General features: G+C 69.8%; 14 protein-coding genes. 3 read left to right on the top strand and 11 right to left on the bottom strand.

From position 1 onward, the window contains the following. Positions 1–86: 86 nt before the first annotated feature. Positions 87–872 (bottom strand): SAM-dependent methyltransferase, encoded by a 786-nt coding sequence (locus ABFX55_RS45770; protein ID WP_346130089.1) that lies wholly within the window; start codon positions 870–872, stop codon positions 87–89. Positions 873–1,278: 406 nt separating this feature from the next. After that, a complete protein-coding gene (locus ABFX55_RS45775) occupies positions 1,279–1,905 on the bottom strand; it encodes an NAD(P)-dependent oxidoreductase (protein ID WP_346130091.1) in 627 nt (208 codons plus the stop codon). A gap of 407 nt (positions 1,906–2,312) precedes the next feature. Here ABFX55_RS45775 and ABFX55_RS45780 point away from each other — a divergent pair, with 407 nt between their 5' ends. Both ABFX55_RS45780 and ABFX55_RS45785 read left to right on the top strand, forming a co-directional pair. Further along, complete coding sequence (locus tag ABFX55_RS45780; protein ID WP_346130093.1) at positions 2,313–2,894, top strand: TetR/AcrR family transcriptional regulator; 582 nt, start codon at positions 2,313–2,315, stop codon at positions 2,892–2,894. A gap of 167 nt (positions 2,895–3,061) precedes the next feature. Next, a complete protein-coding gene (locus ABFX55_RS45785) occupies positions 3,062–3,508 on the top strand; it encodes a GNAT family N-acetyltransferase (RefSeq protein WP_346130095.1) in 447 nt (148 codons plus the stop codon). Between the two features lie 134 nt (positions 3,509–3,642). Here ABFX55_RS45785 and ABFX55_RS45790 read toward each other — a convergent pair whose 3' ends face one another. The 7 genes from ABFX55_RS45790 to ABFX55_RS45820 form a co-directional block, all read right to left on the bottom strand. Then, positions 3,643–5,061: an ATP-binding protein gene (locus ABFX55_RS45790; RefSeq protein ID WP_346130096.1), complete on the bottom strand. Its 1,419-nt coding sequence runs from the start codon at positions 5,059–5,061 to the stop codon at positions 3,643–3,645. Then, positions 5,058–6,707, bottom strand: a complete 1,650-nt coding sequence (locus tag ABFX55_RS45795; protein ID WP_346130097.1) for an NAD(P)/FAD-dependent oxidoreductase — start codon at positions 6,705–6,707, stop codon at positions 5,058–5,060. Before ABFX55_RS45795 ends, ABFX55_RS45790 begins: the two co-directional genes overlap by 4 nt. A gap of 73 nt (positions 6,708–6,780) precedes the next feature. After that, on the bottom strand, positions 6,781–7,518 hold the full coding sequence (locus ABFX55_RS45800; protein WP_346130099.1) for an SDR family oxidoreductase: 738 nt from the start codon (positions 7,516–7,518) through the stop codon (positions 6,781–6,783). A 10-nt stretch (positions 7,519–7,528) separates the two neighbouring features. Next, positions 7,529–8,575: a serine hydrolase domain-containing protein gene (locus ABFX55_RS45805; protein WP_346130100.1), complete on the bottom strand. Its 1,047-nt coding sequence runs from the start codon at positions 8,573–8,575 to the stop codon at positions 7,529–7,531. 50 nt (positions 8,576–8,625) lie between these two features. Next, positions 8,626–9,498: an RNA polymerase sigma-70 factor gene (locus tag ABFX55_RS45810; RefSeq protein WP_346130101.1), complete on the bottom strand. Its 873-nt coding sequence runs from the start codon at positions 9,496–9,498 to the stop codon at positions 8,626–8,628. Then, positions 9,485–10,351: an NAD-dependent epimerase/dehydratase family protein gene (locus ABFX55_RS45815; protein WP_346130103.1), complete on the bottom strand. Its 867-nt coding sequence runs from the start codon at positions 10,349–10,351 to the stop codon at positions 9,485–9,487. Before ABFX55_RS45815 ends, ABFX55_RS45810 begins: the two co-directional genes overlap by 14 nt. Positions 10,352–10,396: 45 nt before the next feature. Further along, positions 10,397–10,768, bottom strand: a complete 372-nt coding sequence (locus tag ABFX55_RS45820; protein WP_346130105.1) for an SSI family serine proteinase inhibitor — start codon at positions 10,766–10,768, stop codon at positions 10,397–10,399. A 75-nt stretch (positions 10,769–10,843) separates the two neighbouring features. Between ABFX55_RS45820 and ABFX55_RS45825 the strand changes: the two genes are divergently transcribed. Further along, a complete protein-coding gene (locus ABFX55_RS45825) occupies positions 10,844–11,485 on the top strand; it encodes a ThuA domain-containing protein (protein WP_346130106.1) in 642 nt (213 codons plus the stop codon). Here the strand turns inward: ABFX55_RS45825 and ABFX55_RS45830 are convergent. Both ABFX55_RS45830 and ABFX55_RS45835 read right to left on the bottom strand, forming a co-directional pair. Further along, positions 11,457–12,101, bottom strand: a complete 645-nt coding sequence (locus ABFX55_RS45830) for a MerR family transcriptional regulator (RefSeq protein WP_346130108.1) — start codon at positions 12,099–12,101, stop codon at positions 11,457–11,459. The two genes, ABFX55_RS45825 and ABFX55_RS45830, sit on opposite strands and share 29 nt — an antisense overlap. Before the next feature lie 29 nt (positions 12,102–12,130). Then, entirely contained in the window at positions 12,131–13,909 is a 1,779-nt protein-coding gene (locus ABFX55_RS45835) for a non-ribosomal peptide synthetase (protein WP_346130109.1), read from the bottom strand.

Here is a 13,909-nt window from a genome sequence, read left to right on the forward strand (position 1 = left end):
AGTTAGTTGGCTAACTAAGTGATGACCTTAGTGGGCCTGGAGCCTTCGTGTCCATAGTGAGTCAGGTAACTGACTAATGCGGAGCCCTAGAGCTTCTTGGCCACGCCGCCCAGGAGGTAGTCGCCGACGCCCTGCAGCGGGGCCAGCTCGGCCACTTCAGGCCGCCACTCGGCCACGTTCACCAGCCCGGGCTCCACGAACTCCAGCCCGTCGAACAGCGGCAGGATCTCCTGCCTGGTGCGCAGTCTGATGTGCGCCGTGGCCAGGTCGTAGACCGAGGCGATGTCCTCCGACTCGGTGGGACGGTTCGGGCAGGCGTGCGACAGCACCAGATGACTTCCTGGCGCCACGCGCTCCTTCAGCCTGCCCAGGATGCGGGCAGGGTCGTCGCCGTCCTGGACGAAGTGCAGCACCGCCACCACCAGGATCGCGATCGGCTGGTCGAAGTCGAGCAGCCTGCGCGCCTCGTCGCTGTCGAGGATCGCCTCGGGCAACCTCAGATCGCCCTGCGCCACGTCGACACCTTCGGACCCTGACAGGATCGCCCTGCCATGCGCGAGCACGATCGGGTCGTTGTCGACGTAGAGCACGTGAGCGTCGGGACCCGCCATCTCGTGGACGTTGCCCTGGGTCGGCAGCCCGGTTCCGATGTCGAGGAACTGCCTGATGCCCTGACCGGCCAGATACCGTACGGCGCGCTGCATGAACGCCCGGTTCTCCCGCGCCGCCTGCCGTGTCTCGGGGACGACGGCCAGCACCTTCTCGGCGGCCTCCCGGTCTGAGGGGAAGTTGTCTTTTCCGCCCAGATAGTAGTCGTACATCCGAGCCACGCTGGGGATGTGCGGGTTGATGCCGGGGAGAGCGTCATCCATAAAGCGTGATCATAGACGGTCTTCGTCCGGCTCTGAGGCTTTTGCCCCGCGAGGGCGGCGATGCCCTCTTGCGCCTTGGGAGGGGCGGTGTGGCGGCGTGGACGGGCACGCCGGAGGCGGCTGGGGTGCCCTCCCTGACGGCGGCGATCAGCCGTACCGGCCGCCAGTGAAGGATCGTGGCGAGCAGGATGAGGTTGACGGTGTTCAGGTTAAGCGGATTGCCCTTGGCTGCGGCGAAGTAGGTCGCCAGGTACCACACGCCGAGCAGGAAGATCAGGATCGACGCGGGAGGGTGACGGCGTCAGCAGTGCACAGGCGGCCGGCCGTTGGGGCGCGTCGTCGTCGTCCGGGAGGGCGGCATTGGGAGGTGCTCCTCGTCGGAAAGTTCGGCCGAGTCCTGGAGGGGTCAGTAGGCGATGTCGACGGTGTGGCCGTGGGTGGCGGGGTCGGCGGCCATGGAGAGCAGCGCCGTGGCCAGATCGGATTTCGAGAGCGTCAGCCCACCTCTGACCCCTGTGTCGAACGCCATGCGGTACGCCCCCCTGCCCGCCCCCTCCATCAGGCGAGGCGGACGGACGATCGTCCAGTCGAGGCCCGACTCCCTGAGCTCCCGCTCGAACACGAGCCGGTCGGCCTGGGCCTCGCGGAAGACGCGGCGCACGATGCGACGGGTGGCCCGCTGGATCAGCGTGTCGTTCGGCTGGTCGACGAGGGCCGCTGTGACGGCGAGGATACGGCGGGCGCCGGTGGCCCGCATGGCCTCGACGACATGGTGGCCGCCGGAGGAGTAGACCGTGCACGGGCCCGTGGAATGCGGCCCGACCAGGAAGACGACGGCGTCGGTGCCGTTGATCGGCTCCTTGAGGGTGTCGGGGCGCATGACGTCGCCCTGGTAGACGACCAGCCCGGGATGGCGATCGGCTAGCGCCTCGGGTCTTCTGACGACGGCGTCCACGTCGTGGTCGGCATCCAGCGCCTGCCGGACGAAGTGCACACCGGTTCCACCGGTGGCACCGAGGACGGTGAAGCGCATGAGGGCTCCTTTCGCTGGTGCAGCTTGAAGGTGTGGGGCTTCGGTCGGGCTGGGTGCTCGGGGCGCCGACGCGTGGCCGCTTCGACCGAGCCCACGTCGGCTGGGCGTCTGTCGAGGGTCGAGCACGGGGTGCGGGGTTGGAAGGCGGTGGTGGGAGGGACGCCGGGCGGTGGAAGGCAGCAGGGATGCCGGGCGGTAGAGGCGGCAGTGGAGGGATGCGGGAGCGGGGTGGAAGGTGCCAGCTGGGAGGGGGTGCGGGTGGGTGGCGAAGGTGGGAGGGGGTCCGGGTGGGTGGTGGTTGGTTGAGGGCGGGGGTTGATTGGTTTGGCGAGCCGGGAGGGGGTGGGTGAGTGCTTACTCACTCTATGATGGGTAAGCACTCACTCACCCGTCAAGGGGGCCCTCTCATGGACACGCGGGAACGGATTCTCGACGCGGCCACCCGTGCGATGCGCGACCTGGGGGTGGCCAGGGCGACGACCAAGGAGATCGCGAAGGCCGCCGACTGCTCCGAGGCGTTGCTCTACAAGCACTTCTCCAGCAAGGAGATGCTGTACAACGCCGTGTTCAGGGAGCGGATCCCGGTGCTGAAGGAGGCGTCGGCGCGCCTGCACGCCAACGTGGGCAAGGGCTCGCTCGAGGAGAACCTGACCGAGTACGCGCTCGCGGCCGTCCGGCTGTACAAGGACGTGCTGCCGCTGGCCGGGGGGATGTTCGCGGATCCGATGCTGCTCGACGTGATGCGGGCGTCGTTCGCGAGCACCGGGTCGGGGCCGCACCAGGCGGTGCTGGCGCTGGCCAGGTTCCTGCGGGCCGAGCAGCGGCGCGGGCGGGTCCTGGCGGAGGCCGATCCTGACGCGGCGGCGGCGCTGCTGCTGGGGGCCTGTTTTCAGCGGGCGTTCTTCGAGCATCTGGTGGAGCTGCCCGACGACGCCGACCGGTTCGCCGCCGACCTCGTGAGCATGTTGGCGCCTGCGCTCATCGTCTGATCGGGGCTTGGGTCGGGCGCCTGCGCTCATCGTCTGATCGGGGCTCCGGCCAGGCGGTGGCTTCGGTGCCCGGCGTGCACACGCCCCGGTTCGGTGACGGGATCAGCGACGTCGTGCCGCAGGGTTCGGGGGATCTTTTGTCGGTCGGCCGTGATCTAGTTTGTCCCGTGCCCAGACTCGAAGAGATCGCGCCCGACAACGTCTCCGCTGCGGTCAACATCAAGGTGGGGCCTGAGCAGGAGGCCTTCGTCGCCCCCGTGGTGACCTCTCTCGCTGAGGCCTACGCCTCCCGCCGTACTGCCTGGCCACGCCTGGTCTACGACGACGACCGCGCTGTCGCCTTCATCATGGGGAACTTCGACCCTGACAACGAGACAGAGGCCTTCCGCTGTGGCATCTGGCGACTCAACGTCGACGTCGACGAGCAGGGCAAGGGCTACGGCCGCTTCGCCGTCCTCGCCTTTTGCGAGGAGGCAAGGAGACGCGGAAACCGGCGCGTGACGGTCCTGTGGGAACAGGGCGAAGGTGGACCCGAGGCGTTCTATCTGCGGCTCGGCTTCAGGCCCACCGGCGAGGTGCTCTTCGGGGAGACCGTGGGGGAACTGCTGCTCTGAATGCGGTAGCGAGTCAGGCCACCGCTCACCTTCAGGTCATGGCCAAGTGATCGCCGGCCTTGTGGGCTTGAGCGGGGAGCCTGATGAGCCTCCCCGCTTCCCACGACCACTCCGCCAGAAGAGCGCGCAGTTCCTCAGGTGGGGCCAGGCGTCTCACGCAGCGGGAGGCGGACCTCGAACCACGTGTCACCGGGCAAGGAGCGCACCTTCAGCTCACCGCTGTGCCGTCCCGCCACGATCCGGTAGGAAATGTCCAGGCCCAGCCCGGTGCCCTTCCCCACGGTCTTCGTCGTGAAGAACGGCTCGAAGATGCGCTCTTTGATCTCGTCGGCGACCCCTGGCCCCGTGTCGCCGATCTCGATGATCGCCTCGTCCTCGTCGTGGGCCGTCCTGACGGTGAGCGTTCCCTCCTCGCCCATCGCGTCGAGCGCGTTGTGGATCAGGTTCGTCCACACCTGGTTGAGCTCGCCGCCGTACGCCGGGATCGGAGGCAGCGACCTGTCGAAGTCGGTCACCACCGAGATCCCCGGAGGGATCTTGCCCCTGAAGATGGCCAGCGTGCTGTCCAGCAGTTCGTGCACGTCGACGACGCTGAACGGCGCGCGGTCCATCTGGGAGTACTGCTTGGCCGAGGCGAGCAGCGAGGTGATCCGCTCGGTGGCCTCGGTGACCTCGCCCAGCATCTGCGAGATCTCGGTGGCCTCCGACAGCCAGCGCAGCGCGGCCCCTGCGTGGTCGTCGCCCACCTTGGTGCGGATCTTGGCGAGCGTCTCGAGGGTGAACCCCGCGTTCACCAGGGACGGCGCCAGCTCCCACGCGTCCTCGACGCCGAGCTCCTCCAGCGCGTCGCCGATGGTGTCCTCGGCGTCGGAGATCTCCATCGGGCTGCGAGGGGGCAGCGTGCCGACGGCCTGGGCGCAGGCGTCGGCCATCTCGATGAGGTGCAGCAGCTTCTGTGGCGCTATTCCGTCCTCGGCCAGCCCGGCCAGCTGGATGCGCGACGCCCTGATGAGGGTGCGGAGCTCGCTCACCGCCCGTACGGCCGCCGCCGCGGGGTTGTTCAGCTCGTGCGTGAGCCCAGCGGTGATCGTGCCGAGCGCCGTCAGCCGCTGTCGCCTGTCGATGATCTCGCGCGCCGCGCGCCCGCCGTACGTCATGCCCTCCAGCAGGTGGAAGGCCATCGGGAACCACTCGGTGACGATGTAGCCGAACTTCTTGGCGGGGAGCACGAACATCCTGCTGGGCGCGGTGGCGCGCAGGGAGTGCTGGTAGACGTCGGGCGCGCGGTTGCCCAGGTAGGCCTGGACGGCGCCCGCGTAGACGCCCGGCTGCGAGGTGCGCGGCTGGGAGACGGGTCCCGCGCTGGTGTCGGTCAGCATCTGGACCTCGCCCTCGATGAGGACGAAGAAGTGCTCGGACGGCTCGCCCTGGCGCAGGACGTACTCGTCGCGCTCGTAGCCGCGGACCTCGCCCTTGGTGGCCAGCAGCGTCAGCTGCTCGTCGGTCAGCCGTTCGAAGAGGAAGAGCTTGCGCAGTTCGTCTATGTCGATCATTGCTTCTCCATGTAGCGGTGCACCAGAGCCACGGCCATGGCGCCCTCGCCGACGGCGGAGGCGACCCTCTTGATCGAGTCGGCGCGCACGTCGCCGGCGGCGAACACGCCGGGGATGTTCGTCTCCAGGAAGTACGGCTGCCGCCGCAGCGGCCAGTTGCGCGGTCGCTCGCCGTACGCCACCAGGTCGGGCCCCGTGAGGACGAAGCCCTTGGCGTCGCGCTCCAGGTCGTCGCCCAGCCAGGAGGTGTAGGGCTCGGCGCCGATGAAGACGAACAGCCACGACGCGTCGGCCGTCCAGGGGGCGCCCCTGGTGTTCAGGGTCAGCCGCTCGAGGTGGCCGTCTCCCGCGCCGCCCGTCACCTCGGTCTCGTAGTGGACCTCGATGGTGGGGATCGCCGCGATCTGCTCGATGAGGTAGTGGGACATGGACTTCTCCAGACCTTCACCCCTCACCAACAAGTGGACCTTGCTGGCGAATCCCGCCAGGTAGACGGCCGCCTGGCCGGCCGAGTTGGCCGCGCCGACGATGAAGACCTCGCGGTCCTGGCAGGAGGAGGCCTCGGTCAGCGCGGCGCCGTAGTACACGCCCCTGCCGACGAAGTCGTCGAGCCCCGGCGCCTCGAGCCTGCGGTAGGTGACGCCGGTGGCGAGGATGACCGCGTGCGCGGCGATCTCCCCTCCGTCCCTGAAGCCGACGACCCTGGCCTGGCCCTTGGCCTCCAGGCTCATCACCTTGCGCGCGCTGAGCAGCTCGGCGCCGAACTTCAGCGCCTGCCTGCGCGCCCTGTCGGCCAGCTGCGCGCCGGAGACGCCGTCGGGGAAGCCGAGGTAGTTCTCGATGCGGGAGCTCTGCCCTGCCTGGCCGCCCGAGGCGTGCGCCTCGACCAGGACCGTGCGCAGCCCCTCGGAGGCGCCGTAGACCGCGGCGCCGAGCCCCGCGGGCCCGCCGCCGACCACGATGAGGTCGTAGAAGTCGGTCGAGGGCGTGGTGGACAGGCCCACGGCCGAGGCGAGCGTGGACTGGTCGGGCGCCTGGAGCTGCTCGCCCTCCGAGGTGATCACGAGAGGGAGGTGGCACTCCGAGCCCACGGCGGCGACGAGCTGCTTGCCCTCGGGGTCCTCGGACAGCATCCACTGGTAGGGGACGTGGTTGCGGGCCAGGAAGTCGCGAATCTCGTACGACTGCGCCGACCAGCGGTCGCCGACCACCTGCAGCTCGGGTCTGACCTGCCTGTCGGAACGCTGCCACGCGTCGAGCTGGCCGTCGATCACCGGATAGAACTTCTCCTCCGGCGGGTCCCACGGCTTGAGCAGGTAGTGGTCGAGATCGACGACGTTGATCGCCTGGATGGCGGCATCGGTGTCGGCGTACGCGGTGAGCAGCACCCTGCGGGCGAACGGGTACATGTCCATCGCCGCTTCGAGGAACTGCACGCCGTTCATCTGCGGCATCCGGTAGTCGGCCAGGATCGCCGCCACCTCGTCGCCGCGCAGGCGCATCTCGCGGACCGCCTCGATCCCCTGCTCGGCGGTCTCGGCGCGGACGATGCGGTACTGCTGGCCGTACTTCTTCCGAAGGTCGCGGGCGACCGCCCTCGACACGCCCGGGTCGTCGTCAACCGTCACGATGACCGGCTTGTCCATGCCCCCGTCCTTCCCTTTTGGCTTCTACAGGAAGGATGTCATGGCTTGTGGCCTCAGCGGAAAGCGCGGACGCTCAGGCCACGATCCTGCTCTCGCCGCCGTCGACCAGCAGCGAGACCCCGTTGACGAACGAGGCGCGCTCGCTGGCCAGGAACGCCACCACGTCGCCGACCTCCTCGGGGCGTCCGATTCGCCCGATCGGCGTCGTGCCCGTGTGTCCGAGCGACCGCAGCCGCTCGGTGTCGATCGGTCCTGGCAGCACGTTGTTCACCAGGATGCCGTCGCCGCCCACCTCCCTGGCCAGGGTGCGGACGACGCCGGCGACGGCCGTACGGGTGGCGTTGGACAGCGCGAGCCCGTCGAGCACCTCCCGCACCGACCTGCTGGTCACGGTGACGATGCGGCCCCAGCCCCGCGAGCGCATGTCGGGCAGCACGGCCCGCATCAGCCGCACCATGCCGAGCAGGTTGCGCTGGACGGCCACCTCCCAGTCGGCCAGGCTCACCTCGACGAACGTGCCCGCGGGCGGGCCGCCCGCGTTGGCGACCAGGATGTCGATCGGTCCGAGCACCTCGCGCGTCTCCGCGACCACCCGCTCGGCGGCCGCGGGGTCCTCCACGTCGGCGAGTACGGCGTGCACGACGCGGCCGTACTCCTGCAGCTGCACCACGGCGTCCGCCAGACGTTCGGGGCTGCGCGCGCTGACGCACACGTCGCACCCTTCCTGTGCCAGAGCCTTCGCGGCGGCCAGGCCGATGCCGGCGCTGCCCCCTGTGACGAGTGCGACCTTGCCCGAGATGCCGAGATCCATAGGAGCGAGACTACCGATCGCAGAACTGCGCCGCCGCGATGCCCATGACCTGTTCGGTGGACGGGTTGGTGGCCGCGGGGTTGATCGACAGGGTGAGCGAGCGGCCCTCGTCGGAGCGGAAGGCGAAGGTGAGGTAGCCGATCAGCTCACCGCTGTGCCCCCAGACCTTCGTCCCGCAGGGCGTGGGGTAGGCCTGCAGGCCGAGGCCGTACTCGAAGCCCGCGCCGGTCCTGACGGTGGTCCGCATCGCCTTGAGCGAGGCGGCGCTGGTCAGCTTGCCGGTGAGGAGGGAGTCGAAGAAGACGTCCAGGTCGCGCGCGGTGGAGACCATCTCGCCCGCCGCCCAGTCGAGCGAGGGGTTCATCAGCGTGGCGTCGACCAGCTCGCCGCCGGGCACGGGCTCGTAGCCGCGGGCGTGCGGTGCGGGCAGGCCCGGCCTGTCGCCCGGCACGCTGGTGTGCCGCATGCCGAGGGGCCGCAGGATCCTGCGCGCGACCTCCTGGCCGTACGGCCTGCCCGTCACCTTCTCCACCAGCAGCCCCGCCACCACGTAGTTGGTGTTGGAGTAGTGCCAGCGGCCGTCGGCGGGCAGCTTCTTGGCGAAGGCCACCTTCAGCAGCGCCGCGGGGGAGTAGTGGCGGAAGCGGTCCTTGCCTCTCCACCGGTTGGTGGAGTAGCCGGGCTCGCTCATGTAGTCGTAGAGGTGGCTGGTGTGGTTGAGGATCTGCCGCACGGTGATCTTCTCCCCGTCGGGGACGACGCCGGGCAGGTAGCTGTCGACGGGCTCGTCCAACTTGACCTTTCCCTCGTCGACCAGCTGCAGCACGACCGTCGCCACGAAGGTCTTGGTGACGCTGCCGATCCGGAAGTGCCCCTCCGGTACGGCGGGCCGTCCCGACTTGAGGTCGCGCACGCCTGCCGCCCCCTGCCACGAGGAGTCGGCGTCGCTCAGCCTGGCGATCGCGGCGGTCTTGGGCAGCGCTTCCAGCTGCTCCTGCACCTGCGCTCCAGGGAGCGTCACAGCGGCGGCCACCAGCACGTTCACAAAAGAGATCATGCCGAAGACGCTACGGAGCGGAGGGGTGGCGAGGTAATGAGGTGCGCCTCCTATCCCTCCTGTGGAAAACCACGCCCCAGCTTGTCGGGATTGCGAATGGCGTAGATGCCGCGGATCAGACCGTTCTGGATGGCGACCGTGGCGACCTGAGGCTGGCCGCCTGTCATGATCCACAGCCCTGGCGCGCCGTTGACATCGACGATCCTCGTCTCTTCGACGCCGTAACGCCTGATGAGCCCGGCGATGAAGGCGGCCACCTTCTCGCGGCCCTCGATCGGATGGAGCGCCGCCCTGACCTTGCCGCCGCCGTCGGTCCACGCCGCCACGTCGTCGCTGAGCATCGAGGTGAGCGCGGCCAGGTCGCCGCCCTGCGCGGCGTCGAGGAAGCGCAGCAGCAGCCTGGCGTGGTCCTCGGGGCTCGGCTGGAAGCGGTCCCTGCCCTGGGCCAGCCGTACCGACGCTCTGTGGTGCATCTGGCGGCAGTTGGCGACGCTCGCGTCCACGATCGAGGCGATCTCGTCGTACGGCAGGTCGAACGCCTCGCGCAGCACGAACACCGCCCGCTCGGGCGGCGAGAGCCGTTCCATCAGATGGAGGGTGGCGTAGGAGAGGGTGTCGCGCAGCTCGGCCGTGTCGAGCGGCCCGACCTCGGAGGCGGAGACCGGTTCCGGCAGCCACGGCCCCGTGTACGCCTCACGCTTGACCCGCGCGGACCTGAGCTGGTCGAGCGCCAGCCGCGACACGATGGTGACAAGGAAGGCCCTGGGCTCCTTCACCGCCGCCCGGTCGGTGTCGCTCCAGCGCAGCCAGGCCTCCTGCACCACGTCCTCGGCGTCCCACATGCTGCCGAGCAGCCGGTAGGCAAGGCCGAGCAGCACGGGGCGATGGGTCTCGAAGTCCACGGTGGCATCATTCCTGGTCATCGAGGAAGGACGCGTGCCGGGGGCGCCAGTTCAGCACGAGCCTCGCCCGGCTGTTGTCGGCCCCCCGCAGCCTGGTCATGAACGCCACGCCGAACCCGCCGACCGCGAGCTTCGCCGCGAAGGCGGGCACGCGTCTGGGAGCGGGCGCGCCCAGCTTCCTGGCGAAGGCGGGCAGCCAGTCCCTGTGCGCCAACGGCGTGTCGTCGACCACGTTGAGCGCGCCGGAGACGTTCCTGTCGAGGGCGGCGACCACGGCGGTGGCCGCGTCGTGAGCGTGGGTGAAGGAGAACACAGAGCCGCCGTCGCCGACGATCGGCATCCTTCCGGCCAGCACGGCGGCCGTGGTCGAGCCCTCTTTGTCGTAGATCGAGCCCGGCCCCGTCAGGTGGCCGTAGCGCAGCACCAGGCCCCCCGCCCCCACGGTCAGCCGCTCCAGCTCCACCACCGCCCGCACGTTCGGCGCGAACTGCGCGGGGGCGTCGGTCCAGAGCGGCGCGTCCTCGTCGGCCAGCCCCTCGCCGGGACGGTAGGCGAAGGCCAGTCCCTGCGCGATGTGCCTGGCGTCAGGGGCGGCCTCGACGAGGTGACGCGTCCCCTCGGTGCGCAGCCTGTTCGTCAGCTCGAAATCCCTGGCCAGGGTGCGCGGGTTGATGGCCGCCGGAATGGCGGTCAGCATGTTGACGACCACGTCGGGCGCGATCCGTCTGACGGCCTTGACCGCGGCGTCGCGGTCGAGCATGTCGGGGCCGCCCGTCGACCTCGACAGCGCGATCACGTCGTGGCCGACGGCGGTGAGCAGCGGCACCAGCCGGCGCCCGATGACCCCTGAAGCTCCTGCTACCAGCACTCTCATGGTGACTGGACGAGACAGCTCCTGGGCGTGTGACAGTGATCCGGCTCACAGATCGAAGACGGCGCCCGTGGCGAGGAGCATCATGCAGCGGTTGCCGAAGGTCCGCAGGTAGGAGACGTTCCTGCCGTTCCACGTCCCGCTCAGGGAGACGGTGTGCGGGTGGTACTCCTTGGTGCACGCGCCGCGCTCGCCGGGATGGCGCGCCAGGTCGCCCTCCACGGTGGTCAGCAGCGCGCAGGCGGCCGCCGCCTTCGGATGCGTGCCGCCGTCCCACCCGCAGGTCAGCCGCGCCGTGGCGGGAGCCCCCTCTCCAGCCGTGACCGCGACCCGCAGGTTGGCGGTGGTGGTCGGGCACGAGGCCGCGGACGAGCAGAGAACGGCGGCGGCCACCAGGCCCACGATCTTGATCGATGTCATGCGCGGAGTGCTTCCCGCGATCACGTCAACGGACGCCCATGGATTTCCCAGGGTCATCCGTGATGAGGTTGTGACGTGGCGAGAAATCTGATCCTCTCAGGCGGCCTGTACCACGACTTCGATGCCACGTCCGCGGCCCTCGCGCAGGTGCTCGCCGACGTCGGGGTGGAGTCCGAGATCACCGAGGACATCGCGGGGGCGCTCAGCGAACCGTCGGAGTTCCAGCTCATCACCGTCAACGCGCTGCGCTGGCAGGAGAAGGGCTTCACCCTGCCGGCTCAGGCCCGCACCACCCTGCTCGACCACCTCGAGCGGGGCGGCGGCCTGCTGTGCATGCACGCCGCCTCGATCTGCTTCGACGACTGGCAGGGCTGGCCACGCGTGCTGGGCGCCTGCTGGCGCTGGGGCAAGTCGCACCACCCTCCGCTGGGCTGGACGAGCGTCCGCGTCCTCGGTGGCCATCCGATCGTCGAGGGGCTGCGCGACTTCGACGTCGTGGACGAGGTCTACAGCGACCTCGACGTGCTGCCCGATGTCCGGCCGCTGGCCTCGTCGATGGGGCAGCCGCTGGTCTGGGCCCGTCCGGTACGGCGAGGCCGCCTCGTCTACGACGCCCTCGGGCACGACGTCCGCTCCTACGACAACGAGGTGCACCGCGCGCTGCTCAAGAGGGCGGCGCTCTGGCTGCTCAAGCGCCCTCTCGTCCTCGGGGACTGACGTTCAGCCTGCGGGCCGACTCCGACTCCTGAGCCAGCCGACGCAGGGCGTCGAAGGCTCTGCCGTACAGCACGGTGCCGAGGACCAGCGCCTCCACGGCCGTGTCGCGTGGGCCCTCCAGCGGGAACGTGTCCAGCTCGATGTCGGTGACGAGCCGGTAGGCGGCGCCGGCGTAGGCGGTCAGGTCGGTGTTCAGCCCGAGCTGCCGGATCTTGACCAGGGTCTGGGCGAGCTCGTCGCGGGCGGGGGCGTTCCCGTAGACCTGCCAGCCGAGCTCGGCGAGCAGGTGGTCGACCTGCTCGCGGGCGGCCACCCACTCCTCGCCCTCTCCTGTCTCGACGACGGGGCTGAGCGCGTAGTGGGCGGTGCCGAGCATGTCGTGGACGGACATGCTCTCGTCGTCGACCGCCTCGATCACCTTCTTGATGGAGGTGATCGGCAGGCGGCCCACCTCCAGCAGCGCCCTGATCAGCCGCAGCCTGCGCAGATGCGACTCGTCGTACTCGGCCCTGGTGGCCGCCACCTGCTCACCCTGGTGGAGAAGGCCCTCGCGCAGGTAGTACTTGATGGTGGCGATGGCGATGCCGGACTCGGCGCTCAGCTGGGACATGCGCATAGTTGGATAGTACTACTACCCAATAGGCGTCAGGGTCGCCGGCGCTGCCGTCGTAGAGCCGCCCGGGTCGCGGGGGCGTCGCTCGGCGCCCCCGCCTCCCCCGCCGTGAGGTGGTGCGCGAGGGAGGCGACGGTGGGATGGGCGTAGAGGGTGGTCAGCGGGATACGCCGGCTCAGGACGGCTTCGAGCCGCTGCTGGACCTTCGCCATGAGCAACGAGTGCCCGCCCTGGTCGAAGAAGGATCGCTCCCAGTCCACCTCCCGCACCTCGAACACGGCGCCCCAGACGGCCGCGATCACGGTGGCAAGCTCGGCCTCCGGCGCCGGCAGGTTCACCGCCCGCGCGGGAGCGGGTCCAGAGTGCGGGTCTGGCAGGGCGGCCGTGTCGATCTTCCCGGTGGGGGTCAGGGGCAGCGTGCCGACTCCGACGATCTCAGCCGGAACCATGAAGTCGGGCAGCACCTCGGCCAGCCGCTCGCGCAGTCCTGAGGTGTCGTCTCCCAGGACGTAGGCCACGATGTGCGGCTCGCCGCGGACCTCGCGGGTGACGACGGCGGCCCGGGGCACCAGCGTGGCCAGCACGGCCTCGATCTCGCCGAGCTCGACGCGGTGGCCGCGGATCTTCACCTGCCGGTCGAGGCGACCCAGGTAGGCCAGCCGGCCATCGGGAAACCACCGCCCCAGGTCGCCGGTTCGGTAGAAACGCATGCCGTCAGGATCGACGCCGAACCTGGCCTGGTCTCGCTCGGCGGCGCCCAGATAGCCGGCCAGGTACGGGCTGCGGATGACGATCTCGCCCTCCGCAGGGTGGGGCCTGAGCTCGATCTCCACGCCGTCCAGGGGTCGCCCGATGGGCACGACCGGGTCGTCGCCCATCTCGGCTGCGGTCAGGTGGTTCTGGGCGACGAAGGAGATCTCGGTGGCCCCGTAGCCGTTGACGAAGACGCTGGAGGCGGGGAAGTGCCGCTGGAAGCGGACGAGGTCGTGGCGGACGACCTCCTCGCCGCCGAGGATGACGACCCGGACATTCGACAGCACCTCTCCCTCGGAGAGGGAGTCCAGCAGATAGCGGTAGACAGTCGGCGTCGAGTGATAAATCGTGACTTGTCCGGTGACGAGCGCCTCCCTCAGCTGACCCAGGCCATGCAGCCGGAGGTCGACGGGCACCACGGCGGCCCCGTTGAGCAGCGCGGAGAAGCCGTCCGTCACCGCCATGTCGTAGCTGAAGGAGGATACGACGCTGATCCGATCAGCAGGACGGATCCGCAGGTTGTTGGTATGCGTCCGGATCTGGAACAACGCCCCCCGATGGGTCTGCACGACCCCCTTGGGCCGCCCCGTGGAGCCCGAGGTGAACAGGATGTACGCAGGGGAGCCCGGATCCACGGTGACGGGACGGAAACCCGGCGCCGGCGGCATCGAGGTGAGGTCGACGAGGTCGCCGGTGAGCAGGTCCTTGTGCTCGGGCACGGTCACGACCAGCTCCGGCCTGGCCAGCTCGGCCATGCCCGCCAGGCGGGCCGGCGGATAGGCCGGATCGAGCGGTACGTAGGTGGCCCCGGCCGTGAGCACGCCCAGGATGGCGGCGACCATCCTGGGGCCGTGCCCGACCAGGAGCCCGACCCGGGAGGCGCCGTGCACCGCCGCCGCCACGGCCTGGACCTCCTGTGCGAGCTCGGCGTAGGTGAGCGGGCCATCCTCGCCGAGCACCGCGACCCGGCCGGGATGCTCGGCGACGACGGCCCAGAACCGGGCGGCGATGGACTCCTCGAGCCACTCCGCCCGGAACTCGCGATGCTCGGCGTGCAT

It is taken from the genome of Nonomuraea roseola (assembly GCF_039535395.1).
Lineage (GTDB): Bacteria > Actinomycetota > Actinomycetes > Streptosporangiales > Streptosporangiaceae > Nonomuraea > Nonomuraea roseola.